This window comes from Pandoraea anhela (assembly GCF_902459655.1).
Lineage (GTDB): Bacteria > Pseudomonadota > Gammaproteobacteria > Burkholderiales > Burkholderiaceae > Pandoraea > Pandoraea anhela.
Genome location: NZ_CABPSB010000004.1, coordinates 200,329 through 219,023, shown reverse-complemented (window position 1 = coordinate 219,023; position 18,695 = coordinate 200,329). Strand labels below are relative to the sequence as shown.

At 63.8% G+C, this 18,695-nt stretch carries 18 protein-coding genes; 11 read left to right on the top strand and 7 right to left on the bottom strand.

Annotated features, from left to right (window positions below):
* Positions 1 to 95 precede the first annotated feature (95 nt).
* The 3 genes from PAN31108_RS08305 to PAN31108_RS08295 all read right to left on the bottom strand — a co-directional run bounded on the left by PAN31108_RS08305 (position 96) and on the right by PAN31108_RS08295 (position 2,516).
* The gene (locus tag PAN31108_RS08305; RefSeq protein ID WP_150668396.1) at positions 96 to 593 is read right to left on the bottom strand and encodes a hypothetical protein; all 498 of its coding nucleotides are present in this window, start codon (positions 591 to 593) and stop codon (positions 96 to 98) included.
* A gap of 163 nt (positions 594 to 756) precedes the next feature.
* Positions 757 to 1,689: an Hsp33 family molecular chaperone HslO gene (hslO, locus tag PAN31108_RS08300; RefSeq protein WP_150668395.1), complete on the bottom strand. Its 933-nt coding sequence runs from the start codon at positions 1,687 to 1,689 to the stop codon at positions 757 to 759.
* A gap of 302 nt (positions 1,690 to 1,991) precedes the next feature.
* Positions 1,992 to 2,516, bottom strand: coding sequence for a gamma carbonic anhydrase family protein (locus PAN31108_RS08295; RefSeq protein ID WP_150668394.1), 525 nt, complete (start codon positions 2,514 to 2,516; stop codon positions 1,992 to 1,994).
* 49 nt (positions 2,517 to 2,565) lie between these two features.
* Here PAN31108_RS08295 and PAN31108_RS08290 point away from each other — a divergent pair, with 49 nt between their 5' ends.
* The 10 genes from PAN31108_RS08290 to PAN31108_RS08245 all read left to right on the top strand — a co-directional run bounded on the left by PAN31108_RS08290 (position 2,566) and on the right by PAN31108_RS08245 (position 11,781).
* Positions 2,566 to 3,498, top strand: a complete 933-nt coding sequence (locus PAN31108_RS08290; protein ID WP_150668393.1) for a ferritin-like domain-containing protein — start codon at positions 2,566 to 2,568, stop codon at positions 3,496 to 3,498.
* Between the two features lie 102 nt (positions 3,499 to 3,600).
* Positions 3,601 to 4,491 (top strand): alpha/beta hydrolase, encoded by an 891-nt coding sequence (locus tag PAN31108_RS08285; protein WP_150668392.1) that lies wholly within the window; start codon positions 3,601 to 3,603, stop codon positions 4,489 to 4,491.
* A 275-nt stretch (positions 4,492 to 4,766) separates the two neighbouring features.
* Complete coding sequence (locus PAN31108_RS08280; protein WP_150668391.1) at positions 4,767 to 5,600, top strand: 3',5'-nucleoside bisphosphate phosphatase; 834 nt, start codon at positions 4,767 to 4,769, stop codon at positions 5,598 to 5,600.
* A gap of 12 nt (positions 5,601 to 5,612) precedes the next feature.
* On the top strand, positions 5,613 to 6,239 hold the full coding sequence (locus PAN31108_RS08275) for an L-threonylcarbamoyladenylate synthase (RefSeq protein ID WP_150668390.1): 627 nt from the start codon (positions 5,613 to 5,615) through the stop codon (positions 6,237 to 6,239).
* A gap of 97 nt (positions 6,240 to 6,336) precedes the next feature.
* The gene (locus PAN31108_RS08270) at positions 6,337 to 7,002 is read left to right on the top strand and encodes a site-2 protease family protein (protein WP_150668389.1); all 666 of its coding nucleotides are present in this window, start codon (positions 6,337 to 6,339) and stop codon (positions 7,000 to 7,002) included.
* A gap of 26 nt (positions 7,003 to 7,028) precedes the next feature.
* Positions 7,029 to 8,231 (top strand): tryptophan--tRNA ligase, encoded by a 1,203-nt coding sequence (locus tag PAN31108_RS08265; protein ID WP_150668388.1) that lies wholly within the window; start codon positions 7,029 to 7,031, stop codon positions 8,229 to 8,231.
* On the top strand, positions 8,228 to 8,827 hold the full coding sequence (locus PAN31108_RS08260) for a class I SAM-dependent methyltransferase (RefSeq protein WP_150668387.1): 600 nt from the start codon (positions 8,228 to 8,230) through the stop codon (positions 8,825 to 8,827). Before PAN31108_RS08265 ends, PAN31108_RS08260 begins: the two co-directional genes overlap by 4 nt.
* Before the next feature lie 42 nt (positions 8,828 to 8,869).
* On the top strand, positions 8,870 to 9,787 hold the full coding sequence (gene dapA, locus PAN31108_RS08255) for a 4-hydroxy-tetrahydrodipicolinate synthase (RefSeq protein ID WP_150668386.1): 918 nt from the start codon (positions 8,870 to 8,872) through the stop codon (positions 9,785 to 9,787).
* Between the two features lie 51 nt (positions 9,788 to 9,838).
* A complete protein-coding gene (gene bamC, locus PAN31108_RS08250; RefSeq protein ID WP_150668385.1) occupies positions 9,839 to 10,981 on the top strand; it encodes an NlpB/DapX family lipoprotein in 1,143 nt (380 codons plus the stop codon).
* Between the two features lie 8 nt (positions 10,982 to 10,989).
* Complete coding sequence (locus PAN31108_RS08245) at positions 10,990 to 11,781, top strand: MBL fold metallo-hydrolase (protein ID WP_150668384.1); 792 nt, start codon at positions 10,990 to 10,992, stop codon at positions 11,779 to 11,781.
* Between the two features lie 133 nt (positions 11,782 to 11,914).
* Here PAN31108_RS08245 and PAN31108_RS26330 read toward each other — a convergent pair whose 3' ends face one another.
* Entirely contained in the window at positions 11,915 to 12,172 is a 258-nt protein-coding gene (locus tag PAN31108_RS26330; RefSeq protein ID WP_072617452.1) for a hypothetical protein, read from the bottom strand.
* A 178-nt stretch (positions 12,173 to 12,350) separates the two neighbouring features.
* Entirely contained in the window at positions 12,351 to 13,643 is a 1,293-nt protein-coding gene (locus tag PAN31108_RS08235; protein ID WP_246183838.1) for a ribosomal protein uL16 3-hydroxylase, read from the bottom strand.
* Positions 13,644 to 13,729: 86 nt separating this feature from the next.
* Between PAN31108_RS08235 and PAN31108_RS08230 the strand changes: the two genes are divergently transcribed.
* The gene (locus PAN31108_RS08230) at positions 13,730 to 14,257 is read left to right on the top strand and encodes an FKBP-type peptidyl-prolyl cis-trans isomerase (protein WP_150668381.1); all 528 of its coding nucleotides are present in this window, start codon (positions 13,730 to 13,732) and stop codon (positions 14,255 to 14,257) included.
* A 173-nt stretch (positions 14,258 to 14,430) separates the two neighbouring features.
* Here PAN31108_RS08230 and PAN31108_RS08225 read toward each other — a convergent pair whose 3' ends face one another.
* The gene (locus tag PAN31108_RS08225; protein ID WP_150668380.1) at positions 14,431 to 15,846 is read right to left on the bottom strand and encodes a hypothetical protein; all 1,416 of its coding nucleotides are present in this window, start codon (positions 15,844 to 15,846) and stop codon (positions 14,431 to 14,433) included.
* 9 nt (positions 15,847 to 15,855) lie between these two features.
* The gene (gene mutS / locus PAN31108_RS08220) at positions 15,856 to 18,555 is read right to left on the bottom strand and encodes a DNA mismatch repair protein MutS (RefSeq protein WP_150668512.1); all 2,700 of its coding nucleotides are present in this window, start codon (positions 18,553 to 18,555) and stop codon (positions 15,856 to 15,858) included.
* Positions 18,556 to 18,695 lie beyond the last annotated feature (140 nt).

Genomic DNA, 18,695 nt, shown 5'->3' with positions numbered 1-18,695 from the left:
CCGCTTTCCTCGGTCGCTTGCCATTGCCCCGGAACGAAAAATGCCGCTTCGACGTAAATCGAAGCGGCATTTTTTTGTCGACAGACGAATCGGAATCAGAAGCCGATGCTCACGCCGACCGACGAGCGTGGGCCGCCATACCAGCCGGGGCCATACCATCCCGGTCCGTACCAGCCGGGCCCATACCAACCGGGGCCGCCCCAGCCGCCATAGAAGTACGCGTTGCTGTTGTAGCTGCGTACCGCATTATCGAGCGCGCGTTGGGCGCGCTCGCGTTCGATGGCGGTTTCCTGTTCGTCGTAGATGCGCTTGTTCAGTTGCGTGAGGTCTTGCTTTTGGGCATCCGTCATCGCTGCCGGCGCGACGTTTTGCGCATCAGGCAGGCGTGCCGATGGGGCATCGGGGGGCGGTAGCTGTAATGGTGCGCAACCGGCGGCCAGCGTGAGGGTCAGCAAGCCAAGCGCACCGGCTGACGATCGGGCTGGGCGGGTCCGCAGTGATAGCAGGATCGAGCCACGAAGGATCGACGACGTGCGACCGTTTTGCGTCGGTGCGGCAGCACAAGAGAGCGAAGTGGCAGTGAGTCGGGACATGGTGCAATAACCCGTAAGGCCCGGCGAGGGGCGGCAATGACGTCAGGCGGGCGGGGCAGGCGAGGTGCCGACGCACCGCATTCCACCGGATGTAAGCTGAGATTCACCGGCGCGCCGGTCGTTCCGTGCGCCGGAGATTTCCCATCTTCCGCTATTCATGCTGTCAGTGCTGTCCGGCCGGTGCGGCGTGCGGCTGCTCGGTAAAGAGTTGCGCGGCGTCGACCTTGTCGAACTGATAGGTTTGGCGGCAGAACTCGCACGCCACTTCCACGTTCGGACGCTCGTCGAACACGCTCATGACATCGGCCTCGCCCAGCGTGCGCAGCATATTGGCGACGCGCTCGCGCGAACACGTGCAACGGAACGCCGTCGGCAGCGGGTCGAATATGCGCACCGTTTCTTCCCAGAACAAGCGATGCAGCATCGTCTCGCGGTCGGTACTCAACATTTCGTCGCGCTTGAGCGTGTTGCCCAACTGGCAGACGCGATTCCAGGTGTCGTCGTCTTCCGGCGCATGCTCGGCACCGCTGCCCGCCGTGCCGCCGTACCCCGGTAACTTTTGCAGCAGAATGCCGACGGCGTGATTGTCGTCAGACGCCAGCCACAACCGGGTATCGAGCTGCTCCGAATGATGCATGTAATGTTCGAGCACCGACGCCATATCAGGCAGCGGGCCGTGTTCGTCCGAGAGCGGCACCACGCCCTGATACGGTTGTTGACCGGGCTGCTTGACGCGCGGATCGAGCGTGATGGCAAAGTGCGCCCGACCGTTGACGTTGAGCAGCGACTTGAGCGTGCCGTCTTCCGGGATCTCGCCGCTGTACTTCGCCGTTGCGCGCATGGTGAGGTCGGCATTGCATTCGACGACGATCATGCTCACGGGGCCATCGCCGTGCAGTTGGAGGACCAGCGCGCCGTCGAACTTGACGTTGGCCGTGAGCAACGCGGCGGCAGCCATCATTTCGCCGAGCAGGTGACGCACGGGCGTCGGATAGTCGTGACGATCGAGCACGGCACGCCAGGTCGCGTCGAGGCTGACGTATTCACCGCGTACGGGCGCGGCGTCGAACATGAATTTCTGAAGTTGGTCGGACACGGTCGAATTCCTGAAAAATGCGGCAACGGCGATGGGTGTGCCGGCGGTGTCCGGCGGGGGCGGACGGCGCGAGACGTGCTTTGCGTTCGATTCGCGTTCTATTCGCACGACAATCGCACGACAGCCGCACGAACTCCTCATGATTCGCTCGTTTCCCGCGAGGCCGGTGGCACACAGCCGAAGATTGGCGCGTCGATGTTGCCATTGCTGCCATAAATGAGGGCGCGCGCCGCATTTTCAACACATTGGCAGCGAGGTTTCGTGCGCCGAATCGTCGGCACGCGACGCCGCCGGGCGTGCGCTCAGCCGATGCGCACCAACTGTTCCTTGAACACCTGCCGGCGCGTTGCGTAGACGTCGGCGTTTCGCTTGAGGTTTGCCACTTCCTCATCCGTCAGTTCGCGAACGACCTTGGCAGGCACGCCGAGGATCAGCGAACGGTCCGGAAACGTTTTGCGCTCCGTCACCAGCGCACCCGCCCCCACGAGGCTGTCGCGGCCGATGACGGCGCCGTTGAGCAACACCGCCTGAATGCCGATCAGCGAGTTCTCGCCGACCGTGCAGCCATGCAGCATGGCCTGATGGCCGACACTCACGCCCTCGGCGAGCGTGAGCGGATATCCCGGATCGGCGTGCAGCACCGCACCTTCCTGGACATTGGTCCCCGTCCCGATCCTGATCGGTTCGTTGTCGCCGCGAATCGCCACCCCCGGCCACACGCTGCTGTTCTCCGCGAGAATCACCTCGCCGATGATGGTGGCAGTGTCGGCCACGAAAGCACTCTCGTGGATCTGCGGGGTCTTGTCTCCAAGTTTATAGATCGGCATAGCGGCTTTGGTTCGCGGTTAAAATCGACGAAACCGCTATTGTAACGTCATGGTCGATTTCACTCCTGCACCCGGCGCCGAACCTCCGCTGCGCCGCGCACCCGGCGATGCGCCGTCCGAAGCTCCACGCTCCAGCGAATCCGTGGCATTCCCGGCCTGCGCACGTGGGCGCGCGCTCGAGCTTCTGCGTGTTTGCGATCCCCAAGAGAAAGCGGCGGGCGTGACAGTGCTGCGCGAGAGCGTGCGCGATGGCGGTGCCCTCTGGTATCCGCAGCGCCGGTTTGCGCTGGCAGAGAATCGGGACGGGGAGGGCGACGCGGGGATTCCGGGGCGTCCGGCGGCACCGCACCTGGTGTCGCCACGGGAGTTGAAGCAGCGCGCGGTGACGACGGTCGAAGGGCGTGCCGCCTTACTCCACGCACTCGCGCACATCGAATTCAACGCGATCAACCTCGCGCTCGACGCGCTGTGGCGCTTCGACGGTCTGCCTGTCGAGTATTACGACGATTGGCTTCAGGTCGCCGCCGAAGAGGCTTACCACTTCTCGTTGCTGGCCGCGCATCTGAAGACGCTGGGCGACGCCTACGTCTACGGGTGTTTCCCGGCCCACAATGGCCTCTGGGACATGGCGCGGCGCACGTCCGGCGACTGGCTGGCGCGTCTCGCGCTCGTGCCGCGTACGCTGGAGGCGCGTGGTCTGGACGCCAGCCCGCCGATCCGGGCAAAACTCTCCGGCGCGGGCGACCAGGCGGGCGCCGCCATTCTGGACATCATTCTGCGCGACGAAATCGGCCATGTGGCCATCGGCAACCGCTGGTATCGCTGGGGCTGTGAGCGTGCCGGGTGCGAGCCGGTCGAGACGTACGCGCGTCTGGCGGCGCAGTACGGCGCGCCGCGCCTGCGAGGGCCGTTCAATTTCGAGGCGCGCCGGGCCGCAGGCTTCGACGACGATGAACTGGCCGCCCTTCAGGCCGGTGAGTGACGGCGCAGCCGGTTCGTTTTTGACGCCGCTACCGGGGCGCCGGCGCCGACCGATATACTCGACGTTCCTCAATCGTTCAGATATTCATCGTCTGCCCGCATCATGATCGATTCCCGATCCGAGTTTCTGACGGTGCGCGGCCTGCGCCATCATGTTCGTCAATGGGGCACGCCCGGCGCACCGAAGTTGTTCGCTCTGCACGGCTGGATGGACGTGTCGGCCTCATTTCATTTCGTGGCCCAAACGCTCGCGCAGCGCTGGCATGTACTCGTCCCCGACTGGCGCGGCTTCGGTCTGACCGACTGGCCCGTGTCGGACGGGCGCGCCGGCAGCTACTGGTTCCCCGACTATCTCGCCGATCTCGACGCCTTGCTCGACGTCTATACGCAACCCGGTGAAGCCATCAACCTGATCGGTCATAGCATGGGGGGCAACGTTGCGTGCCTGTACGCGGGCGTGCGGCCCGCCCGCGTGCGACGTCTCGTGAATCTGGAGGGGTTCGGCTTGCCGCCGTCGTCGCCGACTGCGGCGATCCGCCAGCTCAGTCGCTGGCTCGACGATGTCCAGACGGTGCCGACGCTGCGCCCCTATGCATCGCTCGCCGACGTGGCGGCGCGCCTGCGCAAGACCAACCCGCGCCTCACGTCCGAGCGGGCGGAGTGGCTGGCGCAGCGATGGGCGCGCCAGGCGCAGGACGGGCAATGGCATTTGCTTGCCGATGCCGCGCACAAGATCGCGAACCCTTATCCCTATCGGCTGGATGAGGCGATGGCGGTGTGGGGCAATGTCAGCGCGCCTGTGCTGAACGTCGAAGCCACGGAGTCTGATGTGCTTCAGCATTTCGCCGGGGCGCAGGGTAAGGAGGCTTTCCGCGAACGGTTCGAGGTCTTTCCGAATTTGACGCAAGCCTTCGTCGCCGATGCCGGCCACATGCTGCATCACGATCAGCCGGAAGCCGTGGCGCGCCTGATCGAGGACTTCTGCCGCGAGTGAGTGGCGAGGCAGACGGCGGCGGGGCAGCGGTGTGCCGAGCGCAAGTCAGAAGCGAGACAGAAGCGAGACAGAAGCGAGACAGAAGCGGGGCAGAAGCGGCGCCACGAACCGGGTGCGGCGCGAGCCGGGATGGCGGGGGAGCGCGGGCAACTCGCGTCGCGTGCACTTGAGCGGTAGAATGAAGCCGTCATTACCACGTCACACGCCGGTGTCGGGGAAGCCAGACGGCTCCGCGGCGCTTCGGTGCCACGCGGTATTTCCCCTGGCGGCTCATTATGCTCAACGCGGATCTTCATTGTCATTCCAAGGTGTCGGACGGCACGCTGTCGCCGTCCGATGTGGCGCAGGTCGCTTTCGAGGCCGGCGTCGACCTATGGGCGTTGACGGATCACGACGAGATCGGCGGGCAACGCGAAGCGCGGGCAGCCGCCGAAGCGTTAGGCATGCGCTACGTGAGCGGCGTCGAGATTTCGATTACGTGGGCGAACCGGACGGTGCACATCGTCGGCCTGAATATCGACGCCGACAATCCCGCGCTGATCGACGGACTCGCGGCAACGCGGGGCGGCCGCGCAGCGCGGGCGCAGCAGATGAGCGAGCAACTGGCCGCCGCCGGTATTCCCGGTGCCTATGAAGGCGCGCTGCGCTTCGTCGGCAATCCCGATCTGATTTCCCGCACGCATTTCGCCCGTTTTCTGGTGGAGATCGGCAAGTGCGCGTCCGTCTCCGACGTCTTCGCGAAGTACCTCTCCGAGGGGCGGCCCGGCTATGTCCCGCATCGTTGGGCGACGCTCGAAGACGCCGTGCAATGGATTCGGGGCGCGGGCGGCATCGCGGTCGTGGCGCATCCCGGGCGCTACAAATTCTCGCCGCTCGAATTCGGGGTGTTGTTCGATCAGTTCCGAGACCTGGGGGGCGAAGCGATCGAAGTGGTGACCGGCAGCCATACGCCGGAGCAGTACCGCGAGTATGCCGACGTCGCGCGTCAGTACGGATTTCTGGCCTCGCGCGGCTCGGATTTCCATGGACCGACCGAGAGCCGTGCGCTGCTCGGTAAGCTGCCTGCGTTGCCCGACGATCTCACGCCGGTCTGGAGCCGCTGGCAGTAACCTTCCGACACTATGTCGCAATTCTTCCAGATTCACCCGGAAAATCCTCAGCCACGTCTCATCAAGCAAGCTGCCCAGATCATCGACAAGGGCGGCATCGTGGCGTTGCCCACCGATTCGAGCTATGCGATCGCCTGCCATATCGACGACAAGCAGGCTGTCGACCGGTTGCGTCGCATTCGCGGACTCGACGAGAAGCAGATGCTGTCGCTGCTCGTGCGCGATCTGTCCGAACTGGCCGAGTTCGCGATTGTGGACAACCGGCAGTACCGGTTGATCAAGGCGACCACGCCGGGGCCGTACGTTTTCATTCTGGAAGCGACGAAAGAGGTGCCGCGACGGCTCTCGCACCCGTCGCGAAAGACCATTGGTCTGCGCGTGCCGGAGCACGCGATCACGCTGGCGTTGCTCGAAGCGCTAGGGCAGCCGCTGCTGGCGACGACGCTGATCCTGCCCGACGACACCGAACCGTTGAACGACCCCGAAGAGATTCGCGAGCGGCTCGAAAAGCAGCTGGATCTGGTGATCGATGGCGGCGCATGTCCCAAGGAGCCGTCGACGGTGGTCGATCTGACGGTGACGCCGCCCGAGGTGCTGCGTCGCGGACGCGGCTCGCTGGCGCCGTTCGGACTGTCCTGATCGACGGGGCGCGGTCGCGCGGGCAACACCGGGTGCGAGAATCTTTGTAAGGGCGGGTAATACTGGCGTGCATGTCTGCTTGTTACAATAGCCGGCTATGAATGCCGACCTGATCCAGACCATTGCGGTCTATGCGCTCCCCGTCCTCTTCGCGATTACCTTGCATGAGGCCGCCCACGGCTATGTCGCGAAGCACTTCGGCGACCCCACCGCATTTCTGATGGGGCGCGTGACCCTCAATCCCCTCAAAAACATCGACCCGATCGGCACGATTCTCGTGCCGTTGGCACTTTATTTCATGACGAGCGGGGCGTTCCTGTTCGGCTACGCCAAGCCGGTGCCCGTCGCGTTCGGCAGTTTGCGCAATCCACGCGTCGATACGATCTGGGTGGCGCTGGCCGGCCCGCTCTGCAACTTCGCACAAGCCATTCTCTGGGCCCTGCTCGGTGTCGGGCTCCAGATCGCCGGCGTGCGCGAGCCGTTCTTCATGATGATGGCGCAGGCCGGTCTCGTGGTGAACCTCGTGATGTGCATGTTCAATCTGTTCCCGGTGCCGCCGCTCGACGGCGGACGCGTGCTGGTGTCGCTGCTACCTGCGCGCGCAGCCTATACGCTCTCGCGCGTCGAGCCCTACGGCTTTTTCATCGTGATGGCGCTGGTCGTCAGCGGTGTGCTTGGCCGAGTGTGGCTCTGGCCGTTGATCCAGTGGGGGCGCGACGTGATCGTCTGGATGCTCACGCCGCTGCTGTCGCTGGTTTCCTGAAGTTTTTGCAGACTCATCACTAGACCATGTACCCCGAACGCGTTTTCTCCGGCATGCGACCGACCGGTCGTTTGCACCTGGGCCATTATCACGGCGTGCTCAAGAACTGGATTCAGCTCCAGTCGGAGTATCCGTGCTACTTCTGCGTGGTCGACTGGCATGCGCTCACCACACACTATGAAACGCCGGAAGTCATCGAACAGAACGTATGGGACGTACTGATCGACTGGCTTGCCGCAGGGATCGATCCGAATCAGGCCACGCTCTTCATCCAGAGCAAGGTGCCCGAGCATGCCGAGCTGGCGTTGCTCATCGGCATGAGCACGCCGCTGGGCTGGCTCGAACGTGTGCCGACGTACAAGGAACAGATCGAGAAGCTCAAGGAGAAGGATCTGTCGACATACGGCTTTCTGGGCTATCCGGTGCTCATGGCGGCCGACATTCTGCTGTATCGCGCACTGCACGTGCCGGTGGGGGAGGATCAGGTACCGCACGTGGAGATGACGCGCGAAATCGCACGCCGTTTCAACTATCTGTACGGCCGCGAAGCCGGTTTCGAAGAGAAGGCGCTCGCGGCGGCGCGCAAGCTCGGCGGCAAGCGTGCGAAGCTCTATCTGGAACTGCGCAATGCCTATCAGGAAAAAGGGGACGACGAGGCGCTCGAACAGGCGCGCGCCATGCTCTCCGAATCGCAGTCGTTGTCCATGGGCGACCGCGAGCGTCTCTTCGGCTACCTCGAAGGCGCGCGCAAGCTGATTCTGGTGGAGCCGCAGGCGCTGCTGACGCCGGCGTCGCGCATGCCGGGCCTCGACGGACAGAAGATGTCGAAGTCCTATAACAACACCATCGGTCTGCGCGAGGACGCCGAATCGATCACCAAGAAGGTGCGGACCATGCCGACGGATCCGGCGCGTGTGCGTCGCACCGATCCGGGCGATCCCGACAAATGCCCGGTGTGGCAGCTGCATCAGGTCTACAGCGACGAGGACACCCGCGAGTGGGTTCAGGCCGGATGCCGCAGCGCCGGCATCGGCTGCATCGAGTGCAAGCAGCCGGTCATCGAAGGCATTCTGCGCGAGCAGCAACCGATGCTCGAACGTGCACAGAAGTACATGGACGATCCGTCGCTGCTGCGCGCCATCGTGGCCGACGGCTGCGAGAAGGCCCGCAAATCGGCGCAGGAAATCATGCGCGACGTGCGTGAAGCCATGGGGCTTCAGTATTCATGACGGACGTCGCCGTCTCGGGCATCGTGCACGGCACGGGGGCGCCGTCGTCGTGGCTGGTGCGTTGGGCGCATCTCATTGCGCCCGGCGCCCATGCGCTCGATCTGGCGTGCGGTCAGGGCCGTCACACCCGCTGGCTGGCGTCGCGCGGGGTGCACGTCACGGCGATCGATCGGGACGCGGCGGCCCTTGCCACAATGGCAAGCCTGCCCCATGTGACGACGGTGGCCGCCGACCTCGAAGGGGCGCCGTGGCCGTTGCCCGCCGGCATGACCTTCGATGCGGTCATCGTCACCCACTATCTGCATCGGCCGCTGCTGGCGCGTATCGCGGCAAGCGTGGCGCCGGGAGGCGTCCTGATTTACGAAACTTTCGCTCAAGGAAACGAAAGGTACGGGAAACCGTCCAATCCGCTGTTCCTGCTGGCGCCGGGCGAGTTGCTCGACGTCGCGCGTGACGCGGGGCTGCGCGTCGCGGGTTTCGAGGATGTCACGCTGCCCTCGCCGCGTGCGGCGTGTGTGCAGCGGCTGTGCGCCACGCGTGCGTCCGCCCCCGGGGAAAACCCCGGGACTGCCGCGCTGTACGAGGCGACAGCGTAATCCGCTACAATCCACCCTTATCGCTGAATTGTTCGATCAAACATGACTACCCAAACTCCGATTCAAGGCAGTATCGTCGCGATTGTCACGCCGATGGCAGAGGACGGCAGCCTTGACCGTGAAGCACTGCGTAACCTGATCAACTGGCACGTCGACGAGGGCACGGACGGTATCGTTATCGTCGGCACGTCGGGCGAATCGCCGACGGTCAACGTCGAAGAGCACTGCGAACTCATCGAGATCGCCGTCAAGCAGACGGCGGAAGCCGGGCAGTCGCGCGGGCGCAAGGTGCACGTGATCGCCGGCACCGGCGGGAATTCGACGGCAGAGGCCATCGAGCTGACCAGGCATGCGAAGAAGGTCGGCGCCGACGCTTCGCTGCAAGTCGTGCCTTACTACAACAAGCCCACGCAGGAAGGGCAATACCAGCACTTCCGCGCCATTGCCGAAGCCGGTGAGCTTCCGGTCATCCTCTATAATGTGCCCGGCCGCACCGTGGCGGACGCCAGCAACGAAACGCTGCTGCGTCTGGCCGACGTGTCCGGCATCATCGGTGTGAAAGACGCCACGGGCAATCTGGATCGTGGCATCGACCTGATCCGGCGTGCCCCGAAGAGCTTCGCCGTCTACAGCGGCGACGACCTGACGGCCGTTGCGCTCATGCTCATGGGCGGTCAGGGTAATATCTCGGTCACCGCCAACGTGGCACCGCGTGCGATGCACGAACTGTGCGCGGCTGCGCTGGCCGGCGATGTGGCCAAGGCACGTGAGTTGCAGTTCAAGTTGTTCGAACTGCATCGTGCCATGTTCGTCGAAGCCAATCCGATCCCCGTGAAATGGGCGCTGCAAAAGATGGGTATGATCGCGTCGGGCATTCGCCTGCCGCTCACGCCGCTGGCGCAGTCGTATCAGGAAACGGTGCTCAACGCCCTCAAGTCGGCCAACATCGCTGTTGTCTAAGCTGTCGTTCAGGCACCCGGGTTAGATTGCCCACCCATTTTTTTGCGACTCATGAAACGAATCGTCAGTAACTCCGTAGCTCGTCCCGTGCTGGCATGGGCCGCTATTGCCTCGTTGGCCCTCGTTGCCGGATGCAGCTCGTTGTCGAGCGCGCTTTCGTCCGATAAGGTCGATTACAAAAGCTCGAAGACCGGCCCCTCGCTCGATGTTCCGCCGGATCTGACGAACGTTCAGGCCGCTGACCGCAAGTATGTGTCGCCGGGCGGCACTGCCACGCTGTCGACCTACGAGAGCCAGCAGAAGGTCGTTGCGGCTAACCCGACCGACACCGTGCTGCCGGACGTGCCCGGCATGAAGGTCGTGCGCGATGGCAACGAGCGTTGGCTCGTGATTCAGAAGCCGGCCGGCGATCTGTGGCCGACGCTGCGCGAGTTCTGGCAGGAAAACGGCTTCGTGCTGACCATCGATTCGGCAGACACCGGTGTGATGGAAACGGACTGGGCCGAAAACCGTGCCAAGCTCAACCAGGACATCATCCGCGATCTGCTCGGCAAGGTGCTCGACGGCCTGTATTCGACCGGCGAACGCGATCGTTTCCGCACGCGTGTCGAACGCGATCCGAATGGCGGCACGGACATTTACATCACGCACCGTCGCATGGTGGAAGTGTTCACGAACTCGCAGAAGGATACGACCAAGTGGGAGCCGGCACCGAACGATCCGGGGCTCGAAGCGATCATGCTGACCAAGCTGATGCAGCGCTTCGGTGCTCAGGCCGATCAGGCGAAGGCTCAGGTGGAAAATGCCAAGGCTGGCGGTCCGTCGTCGCAGGTCGTGAAGACGGCCGATGCGGCGTATCTCGACATCAACGAACCGTTCGACCGCGCATGGCGTCGTGTCGGCGTCGCGCTCGATCGCGGCAACTTTACCGTGGACGATCGTGATCGCGCGAAGGGTCTGTACTTCGTGAGTTATGTCGATCCGGCATCGCTTGCCAAGGACAACGGTTTCTTCTACAGCCTGTTCCACGCGAAGGAAGTGCAGGATCAGAAGAAGGCCAAGAAGTACAGCGTCAACGTGCAAGGTCGTGGCGACAGCCAGACGCGCGTGCAGGTGCTCGACGACAAGGGTAACGTCGACAACTCGCAGATCGCGCAAACGATCATCAGCGTGATCGGCAACCAGCTCCGTTAAGGCGGGGTGTGCGGTTCGCCAGTCTAGGCAGCGGCAGCGAAGGCAATGCCCTGCTGGTGGAGGCGTCGGAAGGCGCCTCCACGACACGTATTCTTCTTGATTGCGGTTTCTCGATGCGAGAGGTTGAGCGGCGCCTCGCGGCGCGCTCGGTCGACGTGGCGTCGCTCGATGCCATCGTCATCACGCATGAACACGCCGATCACATCGGCAGTGCCCTTTCCCTTACGCGCAAGTACCGGATCCCGCTCATCATGAGCTGGGGGACGGGGCAGGCCGTCAAGGTCGGCGCTACGCTCAAAGCCGATGGCGACGACACGCTCGTGCGCTGGTGTCGCTCCGATGAGCGACTGGCGGTCGGCAACCTCGAACTTCATCCTTACACTGTGCCTCACGACGCACGCGAGCCCTTGCAGTTCGTGTTTTCCGATGGCGCGCGGCGTCTCGGCGTGCTGACCGATGCGGGCTGTCCGACAGCGCATCTGATTGCCACGCTCGGCGGCTGCGATTCGCTGGTGCTCGAATGCAACCATGATCGTGAGATGCTGGCGAACAGCAAGTATCCGCCGTCGCTCAAGGCGCGTATCGGCGGAACATATGGTCATCTGGCCAACGATGCGGCTGCGCAAATTCTCGATGCCATCGATCGCGCGAAACTGCAACGCGTCATTTGTGCGCATCTGAGCGAGCAGAACAATACGCCGACGCTGGCAATGGAGGCGATGTCCGCCGTGATCGGGAGTGCAGCGACGGAGATACTGGTCGCGACGCAGGCGGGCGGATTCGACTGGCTGACGTGTTGAGGCTGCGCGTTCGCGTATCCGGTGTCTGGCCGGGGGGGGGCGAATCTGTGCGATGCGGGCAAAAGGTACAGACGTAAAAAAGCCGGTCATAAGACCGGCTTTTTTTGCTCAACTGCCTCGCGGCAGCGAGAGCTTACTTGCTGGCAGCAGCGTCAGCAGCCGAAGCGACGGCGTCAGCAGCAGCACCAGCAGCCGAAGCGGCCGTGTCAGCAGCAGCACCGGCAGCCGAAGCAGCCGAATCAGCAGCAGCGCCAGCAGCCGAAGCGGCGTCCGAAGCAGCCGTCGCAGCCGAAGCGGCAGCGTCAGCAGCCGGAGCAGCGGCTTCTTCCTTCTTGCCGCAGGCGGTCAGGGCGATAGCCAACAACGAAGCGACGAGGAGAGACTTCTTCATGATCACGTCCTTTTATGGTAGAAGACAAGCGAATGAATATTAGTTACGGTAATACGCTCTTGCCAGCGCAAAGCCGATTGCGAGACATTGGCAATTGAGGATTACCCTTGGTCATGCAAGCTGCTTGGCGAGAAATTATATTGGGTTTTCCCCAACGCGTCACGTCAATCTCGCGCATTTACCCCGCTTTTTTCCTTACGGCGCGCAACTTTCGTACGACGTTCGAGTCGGCCCCGAGTTGCAGCCATCCCGAAGCGTACCAATCGTACAGAATTTCAACGATTTCTTGGTCTTTTTGCTCGAATTTCGCACATTCGCTGGCATCCAGTTGCCGTTGATCGGCAAGTATGCGTAACGTCGAGCGCGCACTGACGGGGACTTCGAGAGGCTCGCCGTTGACGTAGTATCGGTTGCGTCGATACAACAACTGCGTCTTTGCCGACAGCGTGAGTCCTCGCGACGATGCTTCGTGCACGAAACGTGTCGTCGAAAGCGGCTTTTCCGGCGGGTCGAAGAACACATGCGACTTCGGTTCGCTCAGCCAGCGCCCGAGAAAATCTTCCACTTCTTTTTGCCCCCAACGCACGCGTTCCAACTGCGTGAGCAGGGTGTCGATCATCGCATCGGGCAGGGCCGCAGGATGCTTGACGGCCGGTTGTTTCGGGTCTGCGTATCGGCCAGCGAAATGACGCGCAAACGGCAGTTCCGCAGCGTTTTCCGCAAGGTAGTACAGGAAGTTTTGCAGCATTTCCTGTTCGAGCGGCGCGCGAAATCCCACCGAGTACGTCATGCATTCGCCTTCGGCTACGCCGTCGTGTGCGTAGCCGGGTGGCAGGTACAGCATGTCGCCCGGCTCCAGCACCCACTCTTCTTCGGCGTCGAAGTGTTTGAGGATGCGCAACGGCACGTCTTCGCGCCACGTCGTGTCACGTTGCGGACCGATGCGCCAGCGACGCTTGCCATGGGCTTGCAGCAGAAAAACGTCGTACGAATCGAGATGCGGGCCGACACCACCGCCGTCCGTCGCGTAGCTGATCATCACATCGTCGAGACGCGCGTCGGGAATAAAGCGAAACTGTTGCATGAGCGCGTCCACGGCCGGTGCGTGAAGATTCACGCCCTGTACGAGAAGCGTCCAGTGCTTGCGTGTGAGCGGCGGCAGATCGTCGATGTCGAACGGACCATGGTCGAGTTGCCAACGCTTGCGTGCGTGGCTGATGAGACGCGATTCCACGTCGTCCTGCGCCGCAAGCGCGAACAGCGCTTCACGCGGGAGCGGCGCGGTGAAGTTGGGGATGGCTTGCCGGATGAGCAACGGGCGCTTGTGCCAGTAGCGCTTCATGAACGCGTCGGGCGTGAGGCCGCCGAGTAGCGTTGAGGGTGTCGAGTGTGTCGACGGCGTTGAACGGTTCGAATGGTTCGAACGGGTCGGATCGACCGGCTTGGGCGAGGGGTGGCGAGAGGTCGTCATGCGTAACCGAGGTAATCGATACAGCCGTTGCCGGGGCGCTGTCATACGGCTGCGCGTATAATGCGGGCTGTTTTTCGGAGAGTTTGATGAAGATCGAAAAGAATACCGTCGTCTCGGTGACTTACAAGTTGTCGGACGCTCAGGGCAACCTGATCGAAGAAAGCGGCGCCGAGCCGATGGTTTATCTGCACGGCGGCTATGATGGCACGTTCCCCAAGATCGAGGAAGCGCTCGATGGTCAGGACGTCGGCTTTGAAACGCATCTGCAACTGGAACCGACGGACGCCTTCGGCGACTACGATTCCGAGCTGATCAAGATCGAAGAGCGTGGCCGTTTCCCGGAGCCGCTCGAAGTCGGCATGCAATTCGAAGGCACGCCGGAAGACGGTGACGAAGAGTCCGATACGCTGATCTACACGGTGACGGACGTTGCCGAAGACAAGGTCGTGCTCGACGGCAATCACCCGCTCGCAGGGATGGCGCTGCGCTTCGAACTGAAAGTGACCGACGTGCGTGCGGCCACCGAAGAAGAAATCGAGCACCAGCATGCGCACGGCGCATCGGGACTCGAAATCGTCGACGAAGACGAAGACGACGCACCGACGCTGCATTGAATAGCGCGACGATGCGTCGTGCGACGCATCGTCTGGCGCGGTAGGACCAGGAACGCCGGGCAGGCGCATCGTGAGTTGACGATGCGCCTGCTCGGCGTTTGTGTTTTGTGCTCGCACGCCGTACTTGCCGCTGTGGTGCGTGTCGCATCGGCCGGAAAGTTGTGGCCAGCCGCTTACTTGCCGTGTGTCGTGCCGCGCGACGATGCGCTGGGCAATAGCGCCGGACCGATGGGCATGACGCCCTGATTCGGGTCCGAACTGATCAGGGCACCGCTCGACAGTCCGGAGGCCGGATACAGCGCCGAGTAGGGCATGGCGGTGGGTGTCGACGTGGTCGGCGTGGCGCCTATGCCGGACGTTGCCGACATTGGCGACGTTGCCGATGCGGAGGCCCCGGGGGACGCCCGCGAGGGATCGGCGTTCGATGCAGACGTCGTAGAGGCGTTACTGCCCGGACGCGGGCTACCGGTTGCCGACGTGGCCGCGCCGTTTGGCGGCAGTGTCGCGCTTTCGAAACTGAAGAGTTGAGCCTTCCTCGGGTCGACCAGCACGCGCACCCATCGATTCGTCGCCGGTGAACCGTAAGTGCTCAGTTGCGTGAACGTCTTCACCGGCGCGCCGTGCGCGTCGTGCAACGGCTGTGCGTGATGCATTGTCTTGCCGCTGTCGATGAGCAGGATCGGTGCTTTGAAGCGCGCCGCGAGCCGCTGCAACTGCGTACGGAAGTCCTTGTAGCCGTCTACCCCGCGACGTCCGTTGCGATCGGAGAAGATCCCTTTCAGCCCGCCAGTGCGCGCCGGTTCGAACTCGGGGTCCGCCTGCGCGATGACCACCATCCCGATCGCGTCCTTTTGCTGCGCGTAGACGAGCGCATGCTGTAGCCATACGCGTGTGGCAATCACACGGTCTTCGAACTCGCCGTTTCGGCCGCCCGCAGAGCGGTAGTTATTGTTGTTTCCCGGCAGATTGACGCCGACGAAGACCACCCCGCGATAGAACCATCGCACGTTCTCGTGATACTGGCGAAAGCGCGCCATATCGCTTTGCCGGGTAAGGTCGAACTGCGCGTATCCGAGTGGCCCCGGGCCGAGCAGGGCGTCGTCGTCGAACGCGTGATCGCGCAGGAAATCGAGCCGCTCCACGGGGTTGTAGCTGCCGTCCGCCGCTCGCTCGCAGTCCGCCCAGTCGTTCGCGCCCGGCACGTAAATCATCGGCTTGGGAGAACTCGCGAGCAGACTCAGGCGCTGCGTCACGAGGTCGTCCCGGCAAGACTCGCCAGCGCTTTTGATGTTGCCCGCATGCACCACGAACGCCGCATCGCTGTCGCCAATGCTCGCCAGTACGTTTCGCGTGACGGGGACGTCGGCATTATTGAAAGGCGTGTTGCCCAGGACGGCAAACTCGAAGGGCGGCAGCTTCGCGGGCGCTTTGGGTTGCGCTTTGGGTTGTGCTTTCGCCGAACCCTTCGCGTTGGCCGATGAAGCGGAGGCCGGGACAGCGCCGATCGCCAGTGCAAGCGCCACGCCGCACGCGGCCAGCAGGCCGATGCACGTGTGACGGCAAATGCGCGGGCGACGCGGGCTCGGCATGGCGAGACGTCAGTCGTGGCTGCGGCCGCTCATCAGGCTTCGCAGTTCGTAGAGGAGGTCGAGCGCTTCGCGGGGACGCAAGTCGTCCGGATCGATTTGCGCGAGGCGAGCAAGCGTCGCTTCGGCCGCCGGGTCGTAGGCGCCGACCGCTTTTTGCGCGTCTCCGCCACCGCTATTCGCATGCGACGCTGCGGCATTGTCCGAATCGTCGCGCTCGTCCTCGAACGTGTCCACGGCGGCGCGCGGTGCGAACAGATCGAGCTGTGGGGCCGCCGGATCGAGCGCCTGTTGTTCGAGCAGCGCGAGATGTTTGCGTGCGGCGCGAATGACCGGCATCGGCACGCCGGCGAGTTGGGCGACCTGCAAGCCGTAACTCTGGCTGGCGGGGCCGTCCTGCACGGCGTGCAGAAACACGATGCCTTCGCCGTGCTCGACTGCCGACAGGTGAACGTTCGCGCATTGCGGGAACTCGTCGGGCAACTGCGTGAGTTCGAAGTAGTGCGTGGCGAACAACGTGTAGCAACGGTTGTGGCCAAGCAGGTGGCGCGCGATGGCCCATGCCAGCGCGAGGCCGTCGAAGGTCGAAGTGCCGCGCCCGATTTCGTCCATCAGTACGAGGCTCTGATCGGTGGCCGTGTGCAGAATCGCCGCCGACTCGGTCATCTCCACCATAAAGGTCGAGCGTCCGCCGGCGAGGTCGTCCGACGCGCCGATGCGCGTGAAGATCGCGTCGAGCGGTCCGATGCGTACCGACTCGGCGGGCACGTAGCAGCCCACATAAGCGAGCAGGGCGATGAGCGCCGTCTGACGCATGAACGTCGACTTACCGCCCATGTTCGGGCCGGTGATGAGCAACAGGCGGCGCGGGTCCCCCAGCGAGCAATCGTTGGCGATGAAGCGCTCTACCTGCTGTTCGACGACCGGATGGCGTCCCTGACGAATGTCGACGACGCGGTCCTGTACCAGCTCGGGCTTCACCCAGCCCAGCGTTTCGGCGCGCTCGGCCAGCGACGCAAGCACGTCGAGCTGGGCGAGCGCCTGTGCGATTCGCTTGAACTCGGTAATGTGCGGCAGCAGCGCTTGCAGCAGCGCGTCGTACAGCATCTTTTCACGGGCGAGCGAGCGCTCCTGCGCGGACAACGCCTTGTCTTCGAACGTCTTCAGTTCCGGGGTGATGTAGCGCTCGGCGTTCTTCAACGTCTGGCGGCGGCGATAGTCGTCCGGCACCTTGTCCGTCTGACCGCGCGTGACCTCGATATAGAAGCCATGCACCTTGTTGAATTCGACCCGCAGATTGTTGATGCCGGTGCGCGCGCGTTCGCGCGTTTCCAGATCGACGAGGAACTGACCGCAGTTCTCGGAGATGTCGCGCAACTCGTCGAGTTCGGCATCGTGGCCGCGCGCAATCACGCCGCCGTCGCGCACCATCGCCGCCGGTTCTTCCGCGACGGCGCTCGTGAGCAGCGCGAGCGCGTCGTCCGGGATAGCCAGGTCTTCGTGCAGCATCGCCAGCAGCGGTGAGCGGGCTTCGACGGCGCGCAGCGTGGTGTGCAGTTCGGGCAGGCGGCGCAGGGCGTCGCGCAGGCTCGACAGGTCGCGCGGCCGTGCCGTGAGCAGCGCCAGGCGCGCGGTAATGCGCTCGACGTCCGCAACGTGACGCAGTTCGGTGTTCAGCGCGCGCCACGCGCCGGGGCCTTCGAGCAACGTCGCGATCGCCAGTTGGCGTGATTGCGGCACTTCCTGATCGCGCATCGGATGGTGCAGCCAATGTCGCATCAGACGGCTGCCCATGGTCGTGCCACACGTGTCGAGCAGCGAGAGCAGCGTGGGCGATTCGGTGCCGCGCAGCGTCTCGGTGAGTTCCAGATTACGGCGGGTCGCGGCGTCGAGGCCAATATAGGCCGCTTCCCGCTCCACGTTCAGACTTTGCACATGTCGCAGCGACTGGCCTTGCGTAGCGGCTGCGTACTGCAAGAGCGCGCCGGCCGCACCCAGCGCCGGATCCAGGCCGTCGCAACCGAACGCCGTCAGGCTGGCCACGCCGAGTTGATCGCGCAGGCGTTGCGTGCCGGCGGACATATCGAAGTGCCAGTCGGGCACGCGTGTGGTGGTGCCGAGCGAGAGGCCGGCGAAAGCTTCGGCAACGCTGTCGGGCACGAGCGTCTCGGCGGGCCGAATGCGTTCGAGTTCGCGCGGCAATTTATCGGCTGCCACTTCCATCAGACGCAGTTCGCCGCTCGCCAGCGAGAGCCACGCCAGACCCGCGACGCGCTCGCTGGCGCGGCGGGCCGGCGGCATCTGGACGGCGAGAAGGTACTGGTCGAGTTTGTCGCTGAGCAGCGCGGCGTCGGTCAGCGTGCCGGGCGTCACGATGCGCACGACCTTGCGTTCGACCGGCCCCTTCGAGGTGGCGGGGTCGCCGATCTGCTCGCAGATGGCGACGGACTCGCCGAGCTTGACCAGCTTGCCTAGATACTGCTCCACGGCGTGATGCGGCACACCTGCCATGCGGATCGGCTGACCGCCGGACTGGCCGCGTGCGGTCAGCGTGAGATCGAGCAGACGCGCGGCCTTGGCGGCGTCGTCATGAAACAGCTCGTAAAAATCGCCCATGCGGTAGAACACGAGCATGTTCGGATGCTCGGCCTTGATGCGGGTGTACTGCTGCATCATCGGCGTCATGGCGGGTGTCGCGCCATGAGGGGGCATGCCGGGATTCCCTGGATTCGACGCGGTGGCTGCCGGTGCTGCGGGGGCGGGTGTCGCTTGAGTGCTCGTCATGAATGAAGTCGGGTCGGGCGAGTCGGGCCACGAGGTATGCCGGCAAGGCGCCTGTCGGGCGCATCTTG

What these genes read in the sequence shown, in the direction of transcription:
- PAN31108_RS08270 (WP_150668389.1), top strand. Translation starts at nt 6,337, where the DNA reads ATGAATGCCGACCTGATCCAGACCATTGCGGTCTATGCGCTCCCCGTC.
- PAN31108_RS26330 (WP_072617452.1), bottom strand. Translation starts at nt 12,172, where the DNA reads ATGAAGAAGTCTCTCCTCGTCGCTTCGTTGTTGGCTATCGCCCTGACC.
- PAN31108_RS08275 (WP_150668390.1), top strand. Translation starts at nt 5,613, where the DNA reads ATGTCGCAATTCTTCCAGATTCACCCGGAAAATCCTCAGCCACGTCTC.
- PAN31108_RS08265 (WP_150668388.1), top strand. Translation starts at nt 7,029, where the DNA reads ATGTACCCCGAACGCGTTTTCTCCGGCATGCGACCGACCGGTCGTTTG.
- mutS (WP_150668512.1), bottom strand. Translation starts at nt 18,555, where the DNA reads ATGCCCCCTCATGGCGCGACACCCGCCATGACGCCGATGATGCAGCAG.
- PAN31108_RS08285 (WP_150668392.1), top strand. Translation starts at nt 3,601, where the DNA reads ATGATCGATTCCCGATCCGAGTTTCTGACGGTGCGCGGCCTGCGCCAT.
- PAN31108_RS08235 (WP_246183838.1), bottom strand. Translation starts at nt 13,643, where the DNA reads ATGACGACCTCTCGCCACCCCTCGCCCAAGCCGGTCGATCCGACCCGT.
- PAN31108_RS08290 (WP_150668393.1), top strand. Translation starts at nt 2,566, where the DNA reads ATGGTCGATTTCACTCCTGCACCCGGCGCCGAACCTCCGCTGCGCCGC.
- PAN31108_RS08280 (WP_150668391.1), top strand. Translation starts at nt 4,767, where the DNA reads ATGCTCAACGCGGATCTTCATTGTCATTCCAAGGTGTCGGACGGCACG.
- PAN31108_RS08305 (WP_150668396.1), bottom strand. Translation starts at nt 593, where the DNA reads ATGTCCCGACTCACTGCCACTTCGCTCTCTTGTGCTGCCGCACCGACG.
- PAN31108_RS08295 (WP_150668394.1), bottom strand. Translation starts at nt 2,516, where the DNA reads ATGCCGATCTATAAACTTGGAGACAAGACCCCGCAGATCCACGAGAGT.
- PAN31108_RS08230 (WP_150668381.1), top strand. Translation starts at nt 13,730, where the DNA reads ATGAAGATCGAAAAGAATACCGTCGTCTCGGTGACTTACAAGTTGTCG.
- dapA (WP_150668386.1), top strand. Translation starts at nt 8,870, where the DNA reads ATGACTACCCAAACTCCGATTCAAGGCAGTATCGTCGCGATTGTCACG.
- bamC (WP_150668385.1), top strand. Translation starts at nt 9,839, where the DNA reads ATGAAACGAATCGTCAGTAACTCCGTAGCTCGTCCCGTGCTGGCATGG.
- PAN31108_RS08225 (WP_150668380.1), bottom strand. Translation starts at nt 15,846, where the DNA reads ATGCCGAGCCCGCGTCGCCCGCGCATTTGCCGTCACACGTGCATCGGC.
- PAN31108_RS08260 (WP_150668387.1), top strand. Translation starts at nt 8,228, where the DNA reads ATGACGGACGTCGCCGTCTCGGGCATCGTGCACGGCACGGGGGCGCCG.